At 60.1% G+C, this 17,659-nt stretch carries 13 protein-coding genes; 9 read left to right on the top strand and 4 right to left on the bottom strand.

The window, feature by feature from the left end; all coding sequences use genetic code 11:
• Nucleotides 1-201: 201 nt before the first annotated feature.
• A complete protein-coding gene (gene rdgC / locus Q7L05_RS08855) occupies nucleotides 202-1,122 on the top strand; it encodes a recombination-associated protein RdgC (RefSeq protein WP_303905017.1) in 921 nt (306 codons plus the stop codon).
• Between the two features lie 245 nt (nucleotides 1,123-1,367).
• On the top strand, nucleotides 1,368-2,567 hold the full coding sequence (locus Q7L05_RS08850; RefSeq protein WP_303905015.1) for a MiaB/RimO family radical SAM methylthiotransferase: 1,200 nt from the start codon (nucleotides 1,368-1,370) through the stop codon (nucleotides 2,565-2,567).
• 137 nt (nucleotides 2,568-2,704) lie between these two features.
• Here the strand turns inward: Q7L05_RS08850 and Q7L05_RS08845 are convergent, their stop codons facing one another.
• Entirely contained in the window at nucleotides 2,705-3,703 is a 999-nt protein-coding gene (locus Q7L05_RS08845) for a zinc-dependent alcohol dehydrogenase family protein (RefSeq protein WP_303905012.1), read from the bottom strand.
• A gap of 392 nt (nucleotides 3,704-4,095) precedes the next feature.
• Here Q7L05_RS08845 and Q7L05_RS08840 point away from each other — a divergent pair, with 392 nt between their 5' ends.
• From Q7L05_RS08840 to Q7L05_RS08815, 6 genes are all read left to right on the top strand, one after another.
• Nucleotides 4,096-4,578: a CYTH domain-containing protein gene (locus Q7L05_RS08840; protein WP_303905009.1), complete on the top strand. Its 483-nt coding sequence runs from the start codon at nucleotides 4,096-4,098 to the stop codon at nucleotides 4,576-4,578.
• A complete protein-coding gene (locus Q7L05_RS08835; RefSeq protein WP_411293329.1) occupies nucleotides 4,565-5,053 on the top strand; it encodes a L,D-transpeptidase family protein in 489 nt (162 codons plus the stop codon). Before Q7L05_RS08840 ends, Q7L05_RS08835 begins: the two co-directional genes overlap by 14 nt.
• Nucleotides 5,054-5,293: 240 nt before the next feature.
• Entirely contained in the window at nucleotides 5,294-6,340 is a 1,047-nt protein-coding gene (gene nagZ / locus Q7L05_RS08830; RefSeq protein ID WP_303905004.1) for a beta-N-acetylhexosaminidase, read from the top strand.
• 160 nt (nucleotides 6,341-6,500) lie between these two features.
• On the top strand, nucleotides 6,501-7,637 hold the full coding sequence (locus tag Q7L05_RS08825; protein ID WP_303905002.1) for a mechanosensitive ion channel family protein: 1,137 nt from the start codon (nucleotides 6,501-6,503) through the stop codon (nucleotides 7,635-7,637).
• Between the two features lie 163 nt (nucleotides 7,638-7,800).
• Nucleotides 7,801-8,355 carry a hypoxanthine-guanine phosphoribosyltransferase gene (locus Q7L05_RS08820; protein WP_303904999.1) on the top strand — a complete coding sequence of 185 codons (555 nt, stop codon included), beginning with the start codon at nucleotides 7,801-7,803 and terminating at the stop codon, nucleotides 8,353-8,355.
• A complete protein-coding gene (locus Q7L05_RS08815) occupies nucleotides 8,356-9,096 on the top strand; it encodes an S-methyl-5'-thioinosine phosphorylase (RefSeq protein WP_303904998.1) in 741 nt (246 codons plus the stop codon).
• A gap of 381 nt (nucleotides 9,097-9,477) precedes the next feature.
• Here Q7L05_RS08815 and Q7L05_RS08810 read toward each other — a convergent pair whose 3' ends face one another.
• Nucleotides 9,478-10,254, bottom strand: a complete 777-nt coding sequence (locus Q7L05_RS08810) for a CsiV family protein (RefSeq protein WP_303904995.1) — start codon at nucleotides 10,252-10,254, stop codon at nucleotides 9,478-9,480.
• A 161-nt stretch (nucleotides 10,255-10,415) separates the two neighbouring features.
• Nucleotides 10,416-13,874, bottom strand: coding sequence for a transcription-repair coupling factor (gene mfd, locus Q7L05_RS08805; RefSeq protein WP_303904992.1), 3,459 nt, complete (start codon nucleotides 13,872-13,874; stop codon nucleotides 10,416-10,418).
• Nucleotides 13,875-14,257: 383 nt separating this feature from the next.
• Here mfd and Q7L05_RS08800 point away from each other — a divergent pair, with 383 nt between their 5' ends.
• Nucleotides 14,258-15,532, top strand: coding sequence for an NAD(P)/FAD-dependent oxidoreductase (locus tag Q7L05_RS08800; RefSeq protein WP_303904989.1), 1,275 nt, complete (start codon nucleotides 14,258-14,260; stop codon nucleotides 15,530-15,532).
• Between the two features lie 237 nt (nucleotides 15,533-15,769).
• On the opposite strand, the gene nadB is transcribed toward Q7L05_RS08800, so the two are convergent.
• Nucleotides 15,770-17,377, bottom strand: coding sequence for an L-aspartate oxidase (nadB, locus tag Q7L05_RS08795; RefSeq protein WP_303904986.1), 1,608 nt, complete (start codon nucleotides 17,375-17,377; stop codon nucleotides 15,770-15,772).
• Nucleotides 17,378-17,659: the final 282 nt, after the last annotated feature.

Here is a 17,659-nt window from a genome sequence, read left to right as displayed (position 1 = left end):
AGGGGGTACGGCTCGCAATGACGGCTGAACGTTCGTCACCGATTCGGGGCCGCGTAGCGGCGGGTACGGCTCGCAATGACGGCTGAAGGTTCGTCACTGATTCGGGCTGGCGCAGCAGGGGGTACGCCTCGCGATGATATGGGCATAGAACCCCCGATGCGATTCGTGGATAATGAGCCTCCTTTTCCTGGAGGCCGCGTTATGTGGTTCAAGAATCTGCGTCTCTATCGCCTCAGTGCGCCGTTTACTCTGCCGCCAGAGGAGCTCGCCAAGCAACTGCAGCATGACGCTTTTCGCTCCTGCGGAAGCCTCGAAACCTCCACATTGGGTTGGGTGCCGCCCTTGGGCCGGCGGAGTGAAAACCTCGCTCACGGGGCCGCCGGCGCGGTCCTGATCTGTGCCCGCAAGGAGGAGCGGATCCTGCCCAATTCCGTGGTAACGGAAGAGGTTGCCGAAAAAGCGGCCGAGATCGAGGAGGCCGAGGGTCGTCCTGTGCGACGGAAGGAGAGGCAGTCCCTGAAAGAGGAGGTGGTCCAAAGCCTGCTTCCCAGGGCCTTTACCCGCTCCAGCTATGTCTTTGCCTATCTCGTACCCAAAGAGGGTTGGCTGGTGGTGGATGCCGCCAGCGCCAAAAAGGCCGAAGAGGTGGTCTCACTGCTGCGGAAATCGGTGGGTTCACTGCCGGCAGTGCCCCCGCGGGTGCAGTCCTCTCCGTCAGTCGTGATGACTTCCTGGGTTTCCGGCGAGCCGGTGCCGACCGGGGTGGAGTTGGGCGATCAGTGCGAGCTCAAGGAGCCGGGCGAGCAGGGCGGGGTGGTCCGGGTCAAGGGCCTCAATCTCCTCTCGGAAGAGGTGGGCGCCCACCTGGAGACCGGAAAACAGGTCACCAAGCTCGCCCTGCAATTCGAGGATCGCATCAGTTGCGTGCTGGATGAGGAGCTGGCGGTCAAGCGTCTTGCCTTTGAGGACACGGTTCTGGAAGCCCTTGATGACGCCAATGCCCATGATGAAGCCGCCGCGTTCGATGCCCAGTTCGCCCTGATGACGCTCGAACTCGGCCGTTTCCTGCCCCGGGTCCTCGAGTGGTTCGGCGGCGAAGAGGCGGGAGTTTCCGCGGCTTAGGTTGTTTGTTAACCGCAAAGAGCGCAAAGAGCGCAAAAGAAATTATTACCGCAGAGACGCAGAGGGCGCTGAGATTCGCAGAGCGTAACTACTCGCCCCCCGTCATTCCTGCGGGCGGGAATCCAGAGATAGAAGCACGTTCAAATGGATCCCCGCCTGCGCGGGAATGACGAGTTATAGAACGAACCCCTCCGCGTGCTTTGCGTCCTTTGCGGTTAAAAATCCGTTCTTCCGGTTAAAAACACGTGAAATTCTATATCCGTACCCTTGGTTGCAAGATGAACGCCCTCGACTCGGCGCGGGTGGCGGCGGCCTTGCAGGCGGCCGGTCATGAATTGGTCGGCGAGGCAGAGGCGGAGTATGTCTTTGTCAATACCTGCACGGTGACCGCTGAGGCGGATCGCAAGTCCCGCAAGGAGGTCAATGCCGCCGGCCGGGTGGTGGAGCAGGTGGCGGTCATGGGGTGTGGCCCCCGGGTGGATACCGGCCGGTGGCGGCAGTACTCGCCGGGGACGATGGTTTTTACCGATGAAACCGCCCTCTATGAACGGTTCGGTGTGCAACTGGATGAGCTGCCGTTCCCCCTCGGTTCCCGAACCCGGCTGCCGGTGGCGATTCAGACCGGGTGCGACAATCTCTGCAGCTTCTGTATCACCCGGGTTGCCCGCGGGCCGCATGCCAATCTTCCTGCCGAACAGGTCATCCGGCAGGTTCGGGAGGCGGAGGAGGCGGGCATTCGCGAGATCGTGCTTACCGGCATCAATCTGGCGGCCTGGGGAGCGGAGGACTCCAACCGCGCCGAGCAGGCCCGGCTGCATCTGCTTATCGAACGGATCCTCAGGGAGACCGAAATGCCGCGTATCCGGCTCTCCTCCCTGGGACCGCAATATCTCCACAAGGGGTTTTTCGATCTCTTTTCCGATCCCCGCCTGTGCGCCTATCTGCACCTTTCGCTTCAGAGCGGCTCCGGCCCAGTGCTGGAGCGCATGGTGCGCGGCCACGGCACGGAAGAGGCCCGGCGTATTGCCGAGCAGGCGCGGAGGGTGCGGCCCGACGTGGCGCTTGCCGCCGATGTGATTGCTGGTTTTCCGGAGGAATCTGACACCGAACACCGGGAGACCCTGGCGTTTATAAAGCAGCTCGGCTTTGCCAAACTCCACGTCTTCCCCTATTCGGTCCGTGAGGGCACGCCGGCGGCGGAAATGGCACAGGTAAACGGCAATATTCGCCGGGAGCGGGCGGCGGAGATCCGCGAGCTGGGCAGGCAGCTACGCCGAGATTTCATCGGGGGCCAGATGGGAGAGCGTTTCGATGTCCTGGTTGAGCGCGGAAAGAGCGGATTGACCGGCAACTATATCCGCCTGCGGGTCCCGGACGAGGCCGGATTCGCAGGGACCATCCGACAAATGACGCTGACCGAAGAGACTCTGGCGGAGCGGCTATAGAAGCGAAGGAGGGGAGCTGTACCCCTGCTGTGCAGGTCCGAATCAACGACGAGCGGTAACCACGGGGGCACGGGGACCACGGGGTAAAAACAGGTTGTCCGATCTTTTTTCTCTCCATGCGCCCGTGGTCCCCGTGGTTAGTCCACCGTCAGTACCACCTTGCCGATCATGCCGCCCGTTTCGATGAGGCGGTGGGCCTCCGGAGCCTGTTCCAGAGGCAGCTTGTGCGATACATGCACGGCAAGCTCTTCCCGGTCGAACAGCTGTGCGCACTGTTCGAGGATCCAGCCTTGGTGCCGGAGGGCGTCTTCCCATCCCATATACATGGGCGAGAGCATCAGCTCCAGGCTGATTTGCAGGTTACGCAGTCTCGCCTGTTTCCAGTCGGTATCCGGCCCCGGTTGAAGCAGGGTAACGACCTTGCCATAGGGGCGGACGGCACCGAAGGTCTGTTCGAAGATCGCCCCGCCCACGGCGTCCAGGGCCACATCGACGCCCTCTCCATCACTCCAGTCGAGCACCGCCCGGGCGAAATCCTGCTCCTTGTAGAGAACGGTTTCGTCGGCTCCCATCTGCCTGGCGAACTCCGCCTTCTCGGCACTGCCGACGGTGGTGATCACCCGGCAGCCGGCGGCCTTGGCCAGTTGAATGGCCATATGGCCGACCCCTCCCGCACCGGCATGGATCAGGATATCCTGGCCAGCCATGATCTGTGCCCGATCATGGAGGGACTCCCAGGCCGTGATCAGCACCAGCGGGGCGGCAGCGGCCTGCATGAAGTCGAGGGAGACGGGTTTGGCCGCAGCTACCTGCTCGTTCATGACCGTATATTCGGCATAGGTCCCCGGCGCGGCGCCGATGCCGCCATTGCAGAAATAGACCTCGTCCCCGAGTCGAAAGCGGGTGACTTCGCTCCCCGCGGCCTCCACCACGCCGGCGCCGTCACAACCGAGGATGGCCGGCATTTTATCCGGGTAGAAGGTGCCGCGCCCCCGCAGTTTGGTATCGATGGGATTCACCCCGATGGCCTTCACCCGTACGAGAATCTCCTGCTCCCCAAGAGGGCCGGGTTTCGATACATCGGCCGGTTGCAGCACCTCAGGACCACCGGGTTCCGCCATGAGCATCGCTCGCATGCTTGTCCTCCGTCGCTTGATCGTTGGTATTGTTCTTCCAGATAACTACTCACCCCCTCCATCATTCCCTGTCACCCCCGCGCAGGCGGGGGGGTAGGCGGGAATCCAGAGAGCAGAAGCATGGCTCAAAATGGATCCCCGCCTACGCGGGGATGACGGATTTCCTGGGCCGTGCGCGATCCCGGGCGAGCAGTTACTTCCAGACGATGAAATCGGTCACGCCGTCGTTGGGTTCAAGTGTAAACCTTTGAAAGTATCGAACCATGGCATTGCAGAGGCGCCGTTGCGAAACCCTCTCGGTGAAGTATCGGTTCGTCGGGTCCCCGAGGGTGCGTAGCGTAGGCCGCGCGCGTAGGATCGTACTATCGAAGTCTGAAGCGGGAAAAGAGGGCATGGGGACCGAAATAGAACGCAAATTCCGGGTTCGGTACGATACCTGGCGGGAACAGGCCGATGCGGGGACCCGCTTTCGACAGGGCTACCTGGTGGGCTCGGCAAAGGTGTCCGTACGTGTTCGCATCGAGGGTCAGAAGGCCAATCTCAACATTAAAAGCGCGACGCTGAGGGTTACCCGCAGCGAGTACGAGTATGCGATACCGCGAGGTGAGGCAGAGGAGATGCTTGATCAGCTTTGCGAAAAACCGCTGATCGAGAAGACCCGATACCGCCTGACGTTCGCCGGGGTGCTCTGGGAGGTGGATGTCTTTGCGGGGGATAACGAGGGGCTGGTCGTGGCCGAAGTGGAACTGCCGTCCGAAGATGCGACCTTCGAGGTACCACCCTGGGCCGGCGAAGAGGTCTCGCATGACAAGCGTTATTACAATGTCTGCCTGGTAAAACACCCCTATAAGGACTGGACGGATCGTGATCAATAGCTATATCGAGGTCAGCATCGGCGAGCAGCGCCTGCGCCTGCTTGAGGAGAGCCGCGTGGCGATGGAGGTGAAGGTTTCCACGGCGAAAAACGGCCCGGGCGAACGCAACGGCAGCGAATGTACCCCCCGGGGGCGGCATGTCGTTCGCGCCAAGGTGGGTGCGGGGTGTCCCGAGAACACGGTATTCCGTGCGCGTCGACCCACCGGGGAGATCTACTCCCCGGAACTGCGCCGGCGATTTCCCGAACGCGACTGGATCCTGACGCGGATCCTGTGGCTCTCCGGGACCGAGCCGGGCCGGAATCGACTCGGCGAGGTCGATACCATGCGCCGCTATGTCTATATCCACGGCTGCCCGGACGACGACCCGATGGGGATCCCCTCGTCTCATGGCTGCGTGAAGATGCGCAACCGTGAACTGGTCGAGCTGTTTGAACGCGTGGCGGTTGGCACCCCGGTTATCATCAAGGAGTAGTTAGCCCACTGAGAACACCGAGTACTGCGGAAAACCACGGGGTACACGGGGAGCACGGGGTTTTTGGGACAAGTGACTGCTCGTGTACAAATCTCCTGTAGTTTTGGTGGAAAACGCTCGTTCGGGTTGCGGCAATCTCCTCGTCAATGGCTTAGAACCTACATTTTGCACCCGATGACGCGCCCTCGGGTGCAAAATGTAGGTTAAAATCGGGCCGATTCACTTTTGAAGGGAAATACGATGTCTCTGGGTCCGGTTATGGTCGACGTGAACGGTACCGCGCTTGAGCTCGATGAGCGCGAGATGCTGCGTCATCCCGCGGTAGGCGGCGTTATCCTGTTCAGCCGCAACTATCACGATGTCGACCAGCTTCGGGCGCTTGTCGCCGAGATCCATGCGGTACGGGAGCCGCACCTGCTGGTTGCGGTGGATCATGAAGGAGGGCGGGTGCAGCGCTTTCGCTCCGGCTTTACGCGGCTCCCCAGGGCCCGCCGGCTGGGGGACGTCCATGAGCGTGATCCCTCCCGTGCCCGCCGCCTGTCGCAGACGGCGGGCTGGGTGATGGCTCGTGAGTTGCGGGCCGTCGGCATCGATTTCAGTTTCGCGCCGGTGCTCGATCTGGAGCGGGGGGTCAGCGGCGTCATCGGTGATCGCGCCTTCCATAGCGACCCGGAAATCGTGTCCGATCTTGCCGGCGCCTATATCCTGGGCATGCGGGAGGCGGGCATGGCGGCTACCGCCAAGCACTTTCCGGGCCATGGGGCCGTTATCGAAGATTCCCATGAGGCGATACCCGTCGACGAGCGGCGTTTTGCCGACATCTTTGCCGAGGATGTGCTGCCGTTCGAGCGCCTTATCCGCCAGGGGCTGGCAGCCGTAATGCCCGCCCATGTCATCTATTCCCGGGTGGTGCCGGAACCGGCGGGATTTTCACCCTTCTGGCTTCAGGAGGTGCTGCGCGAGCGGCTGGGGTTCCAGGGGGTGGTCTTCAGCGATGATCTCGATATGGAGGGCGCCAGTGTGGCGGGAGACTATCCGGAACGCGCCAAAGCGGCTCTGGGTGCGGGATGCGACATGGCAATCATCTGCAACAATCCTCCGGCTGCGGCCCGGATTCTCGACGGGCTCGGGGAGAACAACAATCCAGTTCTCCACGCCCGTTTGGCCCGTATGCACGGGCTGCACCCGGTGACCTTGAGTGAACTGCATCGCGACCCGCACTGGCGGCGTGCCTCCGAAGCACTGCACGCGCTGGAAGACGATCCGAGTCTGGAACTGGGGATCTGACGCACAGGGGTTATCAAACGGCGAAGCACAGGGATACAGGTCGGAACGGTCACAAATGTTCCCTTAACAAAAGAGGAACGCCACGGCGAATGCGAAACATCGTGTTAAACACGTTCTTTGCTTTCTTTGCGTCTTTGCGGTGAATAATCCGGGTTAACTGATGGAAGTCGAACAACTGCTTAGCGAACTGCAACAGGACAACATCACCCTGTTTTTGGCGGGCCAGGTATTTCTGGTGGTGTTTATCGCCCTGATAGCAGACCTTGTGCAAAAGCGGCTGCTCGAGCGTGTTCGCCCGCGCGTCGAGCGGACGCCCTCCCTCTGGGACGATGCCCTGCTGTTTGCGATTCGGCGGCCACTGACGGCCCTCATCTGGCTGGCGGGAATCAGCTTTGCGGCCGACATCGTCGGCCAGCATACCGGTGCGGCGATCTTCGAAGCGGTGGCGCCGCTGCGAGCGGTGGGGATCATATCGGTCATTACCTGGGCACTGATCCGTTTCATTCAGGGAGTGGAGGCGAATATCCTGCGCTGGAAGGGCGGCGAATACGACCCGACCACGGTTGAAGCCGTCGGCAAGCTGCTGCGGATTTCGGTGGTCATTACCGGGGTGCTCATGGCACTTCAGACCCTGGGCTTTTCCATCTCGGGGGTACTGGCGTTCGGCGGTGTCGGCGGGATTGCCGTCGGTTTCGCTGCCAAGGATATGCTCGCCAATTTCTTTGGCGGCCTGATGCTCTACCTGGATCGACCATTTGCCATCGGCGATTGGGTTCGTTCCCCGGATCGGAATATCGAGGGCACCATAGAGACGATCGGGTGGCGTCTCACCGTGATCCGGACTTTCGACAAGCGCCCGCTTTATGTACCCAATTCGACGTTTTCCAACATCGCAGTGGAAAACCCCTCGCGTATGCACAACCGCCGTATCTTCGAGACCGTCGGCATTCGTTACAACGACGCCGGCAAGATGGAGGGTGTGGTTGCGGAGGTCAAACAGATGCTCCAGGAACACCCGGAGATCGACACCGGGCAGACGCTCATCGTCAACTTCAATGGTTTCGCCCCATCCTCCCTGGACTTCTTCATATACACCTTCACCAAGACCACCCAATGGGTGAAGTACCATGAGGTGAAACAGGATGTACTTCTTAAAATCATCGCCATCATCGAATCCCATGGCGCCGAGATCGCCTTTCCGACTTCCACCGTCCATATGCCGGAAGGATTGGCATTTCGTAGCGAGGAGGGGGTCGAAATGAAGGTGAGTGGGCGTTCGGCTCTGGAGCGGGTGTGAGCAGGGGCAAACGCCTATTCACGGCGTAACTGATGGACTTACGTCGCTCGCTTCAAAGTATGCAGTTGCCCTCGGCCATGAAGGGTCCGTTGGCCTTTGGATGCGGCGCGGCATATACTCGCCGTTTGCGATTTGGTTCACTGATAGAGATTCATCGCTGCCCATGTCGGTAACTCCAGCAGAAGCGGAACGGGTATACCGCGAAGCCGATTGCCTCTATACCCTCGAGCAAGTGGAAGCCGCCGTGGATCGCATGGCGGGTGAAATCACCGAGCGGCTGCATGATCGCAACCCACTGATTCTATGTGTATTGACCGGTGGCCTGATACCGACCGGTAATCTGCTGCCGCGGCTCGACTTTCCCTTGCACATCGACTATGTCCATGCAACCCGCTATCGGGGCAATACCTCCGGAGCAGAGCTGGACTGGATCGTACGTCCGGCCACGCCCCTGTCGGGACGCATCGTGCTGGTGGTCGATGATATTCTGGATGAGGGGATTACCCTGGCGGCCATTATTGAGGATTGTCGACGGGCCGGCGCCCTCAAGGTCTATAGCGCTGTGCTGGTCGAGAAACGGCACGAGCGGAAGAATGGACTGAAGGCCGACTTCATTGGGCTCGATGTGGAAGATCACTATGTTTTTGGTTACGGCATGGATTACAAAAGTTACCTGCGAAATGCTCCGGGAATTTTCGCAGTGAAGCGGGAGGTTTAAGTGGCAAAACTGGCGATTATCGGCGGTACCGGCCTGACGTCCCTGAAAGGGCTGGAGATCGTCAAGCGCGAGGTCAGCCATACTCCCTATGGCGAACCATCGGGGCCCTTGGTGCATGGGGAGCTGTCGGGCAACGAGGTGATGTTTTTGCCGCGTCACGGCTCAGGTCACACCATCCCGCCCCACAAAATCAACTATCGGGCCAACCTTTGGGCCCTCAGGGAGAACGGGGCCGAAAAGGTCATTGCGGTGAACGCCATCGGAGGGATCCGTGCCGATTTGACGCCCGGCCGGCTGGCCTTTCCGGATCAGATCATCGATTACACCTGGTCGCGGGTGAACACCTATTTCGAAGAGGGGCTCACGCACGTAACCCATGTCGATTTCACCCACCCGTACTGTAGCGAACTACGGCAGCTCCTGCTGGAGGTCGCCAGAGACGTGAGAATCGACGCGGCAGGCGACGGTACTTATGGTGCCACTCAGGGCCCGCGCCTGGAGACCCGTGCGGAAATCGACCGATTGGAGCGGGACGGCTGCGCCATGGTGGGCATGACCGGAATGCCCGAAGCTGCTCTGGCCCGCGAGCTGGGGCTTTGCTATGCCTCGATCGCGGTAGTCGCCAACATGGCCGCAGGTCGGGGAGAGGGTGAAATCACCATGGCCAAGATCGAACAGCACCTGATGAGCGGCATGGAGGATGTACGTCGTTTGCTGGAGACGGCGGTACTGCGCTGTTGATGCCTAGGAGCTTATCCGAGAATGGCGGCCGTCACGAGGAGAAGACGGATCGAGTCAGATTTTTCGGTCATTGAGGCGAATAGTGGTTCTATTTAACGAAAATGAGTGGGAAATCTGGCCAATCAGGCATGACCGCACGACTCCATGGATGGAGGAGTTAGAGCGAAGCAGGATGCCAGAGCCGAGCAGGTCCGTCTATTCTCGGACAGGCTCCCTGAGGGCCGGCCCACAAGTCCCCTCGGCTGCGTAGCAGTCGCTTGAATTGGCTACGGCCAGTCCTGCGCCTTGCCGATGGCGCTGGTGAGACCGGCTGGGCGTTACACTATTTTCCGAATGGACCACTAGCTTTTGGCAACGGACCAGAGCGTTGTTTCAAGTCTGTCAAGGAGCCTCATACGGTGTAATCAGCGCGATGACACCCAGAACCGGATGGTCGAGGTAATGCAACTCTCTGCTACGCATGCGGCGGGAGTCGTTTACCACAAACTCCAGGTAGCGGGGTTCTTCCACCGTAGGGCCTTGATCGAAAAGAGTTTCGTCACGGCCTTGTGCATCGTACGATCGCACAGAGGTGCTCAGGTCGATCACCGCCGGGTCCGGCCGCGTGCGCCTGTGCGTCACCGAATCGGCTTCAATGCGGTAGACAAGATCGGTCTTCAGATGCAGATAACGCGACAGGACCACCGTCACAGTTCCATCCAGGCGGGGTAAGTCGGGCTGTTGACTCAGTGCCCCGCGTGGGGCCGCCGACGTGGCTTGTCCACCCGTCAAAACCCTGCCGTTGGAATCCAGCGTGATCCGCACCGGCAGGGCCTTGTCCTTGCTCAGCCCGGGTTGGCGCCAACCGATATGAACCAGTGGCTCGAATTGTGATGAGGTTTTCAACCGGTGATAGGCACCGCCTAGCTGTTGCTGGCCGGGCGTGAGGATCTGAAAGGCTTCGAGCCCTTGTGCCCGGGTCGCCTGTCCCGGCAACCGGGCGTTTTCGATCTTCGGCAGCTGGGGCTCTTTGGGCCACGCTTCGGCATTGAGAAAATTTTCCCCGCTCGGGGTGAAGATGATTAGCTCAACATCGTACCAACGCGTCTGCCCACGATCGGCCGCGGCTACCGGGGTGGCGATTAGGAGGACCAGCAGGATGAACAGGATTCCACGCATTATTCGACTCGTTTTCGGGGAAGGTAGGTAGTTTAGCATTCCATCCTCCGGTTTCACCTGTTGGAACCGGCAGCGGCGATAACTCCGTCACGCAATGCGGCGCGGGGATGCCCCCTCCGGGAAGGAAAATACCCCCGGTGGCGGGTAGTAACCAAGCCTTCCTACGCTGCGAGGTGCTTGAGTAGCTGTTCGAGCTGTTCGATACGATCCTCGACATCGGGCATCGAACGCACGATCCGCAGTCGTTCGCCGCCCTCGAAGCGGTACGTCTCGGGGTCGTTCTGCACAAGTGTGATAATCCGCATCGCGTCGACGCTCGGCTCGGCGGTAAAGATCAACCGCCCGCCGGCGTCGCCGAATTCTACCTTGATGATCCCGAGCGGGCTTGCCTTCTGCTTCAGTTCCGTAATCCGAAACAGGGTCTTCGTCGACTCCGGCAGGAGCCCGAAGCGATCGATCATCTCGACCTGAAGCTCCCTGAGTTCATGACGGTCCGCCGCGCTGGCAATGCGCTTGTAGAGCATCAAGCGGCTGTGCACATCGGGCAGGTAGTCATCCGGGATTAGCGCTGGGGCCCCCAGTTCGATCTCGGTGCCCTGGTGCAGCGGCTTGTCGAGGTCCGGCTCCTTGCCCTCCTTGAGGGCCTTTACTGCCCGCTCCAGCAGTTCGGAATAGAGCGTAAAGCCGATCTCCTGCATCTGGCCGCTCTGCTCGTCGCCCAACAGTTCGCCGGCACCACGGATCTCCAGGTCGTGGGTGGCGAGTGTAAACCCGGTACCCAACTCCTCGATGGATTCCACGGCCTCCAGCCGTTTCACTGCATCCGGCGTAATGGCCTGCCGTGAGGGGGTGAACAGGTAGGCGTAGGCGCGGTGATGAGAACGACCTACACGGCCGCGCAGCTGGTAAAGCTGTGCCACACCGAAGCGATCGGCGCGGTTGATGATGATGGTATTGGCCGTCGGGATGTCGATCCCGGTCTCGATAATCGTGGTACACACCAGGATGTTGAAACGCTGGTGGTAGAAATCCGACATGACCCGTTCGAGCTCCCGCTCCCGCATCTGGCCGTGGGCCACCTCGACAGTGGCCTCCGGCACCAGTTCCTGCAGTTCACGGGCCATGCGACCGATGCTGTCGACGTCGTTGTGGAGGAAATAGACCTGGCCGCCGCGGCGGATTTCGCGTAGACACGCTTCCTTGATGAGGCCGGAGTTCCACTCGTTAACGAAGGTTTTGACGGCCAGTCGCCGGGCAGGCGGGCTGGCAATGATGGAAAGCTCACGCATGCCGCCGAGGGCCAGGTTGAGGGTGCGAGGAATCGGAGTGGCCGTCAGTGTCAGTACGTCGACTTCCGAGCGCAGGGCCTTGAACTTGTCCTTCTGGCGCACACCGAACCGATGCTCCTCATCGATGATGACCAGTCCCAAATCCTTGTAGCGCATCGTCGGCTGAAGGAGCTTGTGGGTGCCGATCACAATATCAATCCTGCCCTTTTCGAGGCCGGCCATCGTCTGGTTCTGCTCTTTTTTGGAGCGGAAGCGCGAGAGGGTCTCGATCTGGACCGGCCAGTCGGCGAAACGGTCGCGAAAGTTCTGGAAATGCTGTTCGGCCAATAGGGTGGTCGGCACCAGGACGGCCACCTGTTTGCCTCCCATGACGGCAGTGAAGGCGGCTCGCATCGCCACCTCCGTCTTGCCGAAGCCGACATCGCCGCAGATGAGGCGATCCGTCGGTTGTGGAGAGACCATGTCCGCGATGACCGCATCGATCGCATCCTGCTGATCGGGGGTCTCCTCGAACGGAAAGCCTGCGGCAAATGCGGCGTACTGGCTTCTGTCCAGCGGGTAGGCGACGCCCTGCCGGGCCGCCCGGCGTGCATAGATATCCAACAGCTCGGCCGCTACGTCGCGCACCTTTTCCGAAGCCCTGCGCTTGGCCTTTTCCCACTGGCCGCTGCCCAGTTTGTGCAGGGGCGCCGTCTCCGGTGATACACCGGTGTAGCGGCTGATCAGGTGAAGAGAGGAGACAGGCACATAAAGCTTGTCGTGGCCGGCGTATTCCAGGGTGAGAAATTCGGCTTCGACACCCCCGATATCGAGCCTCTGCAGCCCCGTATAGCGGCCCACACCGTGGTCTTCATGCACCACCGGCGCGCCGACCTGGAGTTCCGCCAGGTGGCGTACCACAGCATCGGCATCGCGGGCCCGGCTCCGGTTACGCCGCCGCCGTTGCACCACGTGTTCGCCATAGAGCTGTGGCTCGGCAATGACCGCAATAGCCGGATCGTCTACGACCAGCCCATTTTCCAGCGGCGTGACCAGCATGCCGACTGGCTGGTCGGCCTCCATGAACTCGCGCCAGCTCTCGACTGCTGCCGGTTGTAGACCGCAACCGCGCAGCATTTCCAGCAGGGTTTCGCGACGGCCGGGGGATTCGGCACTGAACAGCACCCGCCCCGGAAATCCGTTGACGAACTGCATCAGACGATCGGTCGGATGCTCGGTGCGGATATCAAAGGTGAGGCTGGGAGGCGCCTCGGTGGCGTAGTTGACACCGCGTTCGCCCTCGGGGATCTCAAAACGCTGCAGCCGGGTGCGGGGCAGGCGTTTGAGTTGGCCGAAGGTTTCGGGAACCTCAAGAAATACCCGTTTGGGCTCCAGGGGCGGGTAGTCCAGGTTATAGCGGCTCAGTTCGTAGCGGTCCTGCGTCTCCCGCCGGAAACTCTCCACACCCTCATCCACTGCCTCAGTGGTCAGCAGCAGGGCACTGCCGGGGAGATAATCGAACAGGGTCTCCGTGCGCTCAAAAAAGAGCGGCAGGTAATACTCGATGCCGGGCGGGGCGATCCCCTGGCTGACATCACGGTAGACCACGCTCTTTTTCGGGTCACCTTCAAAAGCCGCACGATAGGCCTCTCGGAAGTGCCGCACCCCATTCTCGTCCAGGGGGAATTCACGAGCAGATAACAGACGAACCCGGTCGACCTTGTCGATGGAGCGCTGGTTCTCCGGATCGTACGTGCGAATGGTCTCGACTTCGTCATCGAACAGCTCGATGCGATAGGGGAGCCGACTCCCCATCGGGTAGAGATCCAGCAGACTCCCCCGGACGGCGAATTCACCATGCTCCATGGCCTGGGAGACGCAACGATAGCCGCTCTCCTCCAGACTCCTTCGCATCGAATCGATATTGATGGTGTCGCCCACATCCAAAACCAAAGTACGGCTCTGCACGAACTCGCGTGGCGGCAGCCGGTGCATGAGCGTGGAGATGGGTACAATCAATACACCTCGATCCAGTTCAGGCAATTGGTGGAGAATCGTCAGCCGTTCGGAGACGATGTCCTGGTGAGGTGAAAACTTGTCGTAGGGCAGTGTCTCCCAGTCGGGGAAGGTAAATACCGGCACATCGCTGTCGGGTCCGTTATAGAAACGCAGCTCGTTTTCCAGGCGCGACGCAGCGCCCATGTCGGAGGTGACTACGAGGACAATGCCGTTGTGTCGGCGTGCGGTGGCAGAGACGACCAACCCCATGGCGCTGCCGTAGAGGCGACCCCAGCGGGTCTGATCCCCGGATCGGCGAGCCGGCTCCGGGGTAAGAGGCGATACGTAAGGCATGTACATTATTCAGGTTTGAGGTGCGGCCGGCGAAGAGGTTCGGTTGGAAGGCGATTATTGTAGCAGGCCGTGAATGGGAATGAATCAGCGCCATACTGGCAAGACAGGGTAAACGCATACTCACATTTTTGATGCCTGCAAGCGATATAAGTCCTTGATAGCAGGTACGCTGTGAATACATCCGTGTACGCTCGACGGCAGCATCCCTGCTGCCGACGACCTGCTATCAAGGACTTACACCGCTCGCTTTGAAGTATGCGGTTGCCCTGACTGGCAAGAAGGTTTTGGAGTTGCTACAGTCAACCTGGGGTTCTGCCTTATCGGTTCGATAACAGATTAATTATAAACTGGCCCCAAAAGCTTTTTCGGAGGAGTCCCTGAATATGGCACACATCGTTGTTCTTGGCGCCAGCATTGGCGGTCTTCCCGCGGCCTATGACGCGCGCGATACACTCGGTAGTGAGCACAAAGTCACCGTTGTCAATCTTTCGGATCACTTCAGCTTTGTCCCTTCCAACCCCTGGGTCGGAGTTGGTTGGCGTACCAGAGAGGATGTTTCGTTCCCGCTCGAGCCCTACTTGGCGAAGAAAGGCATCGGGTTCGTTGCCAAAAAGTGCACTGAAGTCAAGCCCGACGAAAACCGGCTGGTACTGGCCGATGGTGAAACGATTCAGTATGACTATCTGATTATCGCTACCGGTCCGAAACTGGCCTTCGACGAGGTCGAGGGAGCAGGCCCGGAGGGTGGATTCACACAGTCCATCTGTACCGTGGACCATGCCGAAAAGGCGTATGAAAAATGGAAGGCATTCACTAACGAGCCGGGCCCCATTGTGGTTGGTGCCGTGCAGGGAGCGTCCTGCTTCGGTCCCGCCTATGAATACGCCTTCATCATGGATACCGAGCTGCGTCGGCGCAAGATACGTGACAAGGTGCCGATGACGTTCGTGACGTCCGAGCCCTACATCGGGCACTTGGGCCTGGGTGGGGTCGGTGACTCCAAAGGGATGCTCGAATCGGAGTTACGCAATGCCCACATCAAGTGGATCTGCAATGCCAAGGTCACGAAGGTGGAAGAGGGCAAGATGTATGTTGCCGAACATGACCAGAACGGCGAAGTGGTAAAGGAGCACGAGCTGCCTTTCAACTACTCCATGCTGCTGCCGGCCTTCAAGGGCGTTGATGCCGTGGCTGCGGTCGGCGAAGACCTGGTTAACCCGCGCGGTTTCGTCAAGGTCAACGATTATCAGCAAAACCCGAAATGGAAGAACATCTACTCCGTGGGCGTGTGTATCGCGATTCCCCCGGTGGAGGTGACGCCGGTAGCGACCGGTACGCCCAAGACCGGTTACATGATCGAGTCAATGGTCACCGCGGCCGTGCACAACATTCAGAACGAACTGGCCGGGAATGAGCCTGAACGAAAGGCAACCTGGAACGCCATCTGCCTGGCGGATCTGGGAGACACCGGCGTTGCTTTCGTGGCCATGCCGCAGATCCCGCCACGGAATGTCTCCTGGATGAAGAAGGGCAAGTGGGTTCATATGGCGAAGGTAGCCTTCGAGAAGTACTTCATCAGCAGGATGAAGAAAGGCTCCAGCGACCCGCTGTTCGAGAAATACATCCTGAAGGCACTGGGTATTCAGAAGCTGAAGTAGCGCTCATCCTCTCGGAAAAAAAACGCCTGACTTTAAGGGTGAGCCGGACAATACGGTGTCAGAGGAAGAGGACGGAAGCTCGTGGTGGGAAAAACCGTGCGCCCGAAAACGATGGGCGCACGCCAAAAATACCCACGGATGGAGGAGAGATTCGTCCCGTTTGCACGGGGCGCTTCTCACCGCAACGAATTCTACTGTGAATCGCGGGTGATTGAAATACCTTCAGTTAGTACGGTGCTATTTTCGCGGACAAGGCGGAACCAGGACGGTATTTTCGGGCGGCTTGCTATCATCGGTGTCGGGGTAGTCGAGCGTATAGTGAAGACCTCGGCTCTCCTTGCGGGCTGCCGCTGAACGGATAATGAGATCCGCGACCTGCACCAGGTTTCGAAGCTCAAGCAGATCATTACTGACCCGGAAATTGCCATAGTATTCGGCGATTTCGCTGGAAAGCAGGTCGACTCGGCGCTTGGCACGCTGTAGTCGCTTGTCGGTGCGCACAATACCGACATAGTCCCACATGAAGCGGCGCAACTCCTCCCAGTTATGGGAGACCACCACTTCTTCGTCAGAGTCGGTGACGCGGCTTTCATCCCAGGGGGGCAGCCGTTCCGGGACTTCAGCGTCGGTCAGGAACTCGTGTAGATCTTCGGCTGCCGAGCGGGCAAACACCAGGCACTCCAGCAAGGAATTACTGGCCATACGATTGGCCCCATGGAGGCCGGTAAATGCAGTCTCGCCAACTGCATAGAGTCCGGGGATATCGGTGCGGCCGCGAATGTCGGTCTTCACGCCGCCGCAGGTGTAATGGGCTGCCGGTACAACCGGGATCGCTTCGCGGGTCAGATCAAAACCGAATTCCTTGCAGCGGGCATACACCGTCGGGAAGTGGCTGGTGATGAAATCCGCGGACCTATGGCTGATATCCAGGTAAACGCACCCGGCACCCAGACGCTTCATTTCATGGTCAATGGCGCGCGCGACGATATCCCGGGGGGCCAGTTCACCGCGGGGGTCGAACCTGTCCATGAAGCGCGTACCATCGGGAAGCCGTAGCTTGCCCCCTTCACCGCGTACCGCTTCAGTGATTAGGAATGACTTGGCTCGGGGGTGGTACAGGCAGGTGGGATGGAATTGGTTGAATTCCATATTGACTACCCGGCAGCCGGCGCGCCAGGCCATGGCAATGCCATCACCCGTGGAGAGGTCAGGGTTCGAAGTGTAAAGGTAGACCTTGCTGGCCCCGCCGGTCGCCAAAACGACTGATCGGGCGCGGTAGGCCTCGACCCGGTTCCGCTGGCGGTTGAGGACATAGGCTCCAAGTACCCGGTCGGACTCCTGGCCCAGTTTCGAGGCCGTAACGAGGTCGATGGCGATGCGGTGTGGGTGGAGGTCGATGTTCGGGTGATTGCGGGCCTTCGCAAGCAGGGTCCCTTCGATGGCCTGACCGGTGGCGTCGGCGGCATGAATGATACGGCGCTGACTGTGGCCACCCTCCCGGGTCAGATGATAGCCGCCACCACTCTTGGCGGTGAACGGTACGCCGAGATCAATCAGCCACCGGATGGCGTCCGGTCCGTTTTCAGCGGTAAATCGCACTACTTCCGGGTCACACAGACCGGCCCCGGCGTTCAGGGTGTCCTCCACGTGCGACTCGATGTTATCGCCTTCCTCGAGAACGGCGGCCACTCCGCCCTGGGCATAGAGCGTGGCCCCCTCATCCTGCCCCCCTTTGGCGAGCACGGTGACACGGGCGAACTCGGCTGCCCGCAGGGCCAGGGTCAACCCGGCCGCACCGCTGCCGATGATCAGAACGTCGGTATTGTACTGGAGTGACGGTTGCATTAAGGAGAGCTAATTTATTGGTAGCATTGAAAAAAAGTGCGGACACCCCTATATCGTTAGGGACGGCAGCGCTGGTGGTCGATGGCAACCGAGTTGTTCTATCATGTTTGGCGACTATACCGAAAACCCGCGCGGCGAACTATCAGTCCCGTCCATGCTCACTACTGCAGGCATCCCGGGCGCGGTATCTTCGAGTTGCAGGAAAATAAAATGCCACTATCCACAATATCCTGGGACGGCACCACTTATCGACAGGAACTGAACAGCGGCATGGATTGTCCC

The organism is Thiohalomonas denitrificans (genome assembly GCF_016841685.1).
Taxonomy (GTDB): domain Bacteria; phylum Pseudomonadota; class Gammaproteobacteria; order Thiohalomonadales; family Thiohalomonadaceae; genus Thiohalomonas; species Thiohalomonas denitrificans_A.
Note: the sequence above shows the minus strand (reverse complement) of the source record. Positions and strands in the feature narration are given on the sequence as shown.

Excerpts from the sequence above, each read along its gene's own strand:
- Q7L05_RS08825 (WP_303905002.1), top strand. The coding sequence starts at position 6,501 with ATGGAAGTCGAACAACTGCTTAGCGAACTGCAACAGGACAACATCACC.
- mfd (WP_303904992.1), bottom strand. The coding sequence starts at position 13,874 with ATGCCTTACGTATCGCCTCTTACCCCGGAGCCGGCTCGCCGATCCGGG.
- nagZ (WP_303905004.1), top strand. The coding sequence starts at position 5,294 with ATGTCTCTGGGTCCGGTTATGGTCGACGTGAACGGTACCGCGCTTGAG.
- Q7L05_RS08810 (WP_303904995.1), bottom strand. The coding sequence starts at position 10,254 with ATGCGTGGAATCCTGTTCATCCTGCTGGTCCTCCTAATCGCCACCCCG.
- rdgC (WP_303905017.1), top strand. The coding sequence starts at position 202 with ATGTGGTTCAAGAATCTGCGTCTCTATCGCCTCAGTGCGCCGTTTACT.
- Q7L05_RS08845 (WP_303905012.1), bottom strand. The coding sequence starts at position 3,703 with ATGCGAGCGATGCTCATGGCGGAACCCGGTGGTCCTGAGGTGCTGCAA.
- Q7L05_RS08840 (WP_303905009.1), top strand. The coding sequence starts at position 4,096 with ATGGGGACCGAAATAGAACGCAAATTCCGGGTTCGGTACGATACCTGG.
- nadB (WP_303904986.1), bottom strand. The coding sequence starts at position 17,377 with ATGCAACCGTCACTCCAGTACAATACCGACGTTCTGATCATCGGCAGC.
- Q7L05_RS08820 (WP_303904999.1), top strand. The coding sequence starts at position 7,801 with ATGTCGGTAACTCCAGCAGAAGCGGAACGGGTATACCGCGAAGCCGAT.
- Q7L05_RS08800 (WP_303904989.1), top strand. The coding sequence starts at position 14,258 with ATGGCACACATCGTTGTTCTTGGCGCCAGCATTGGCGGTCTTCCCGCG.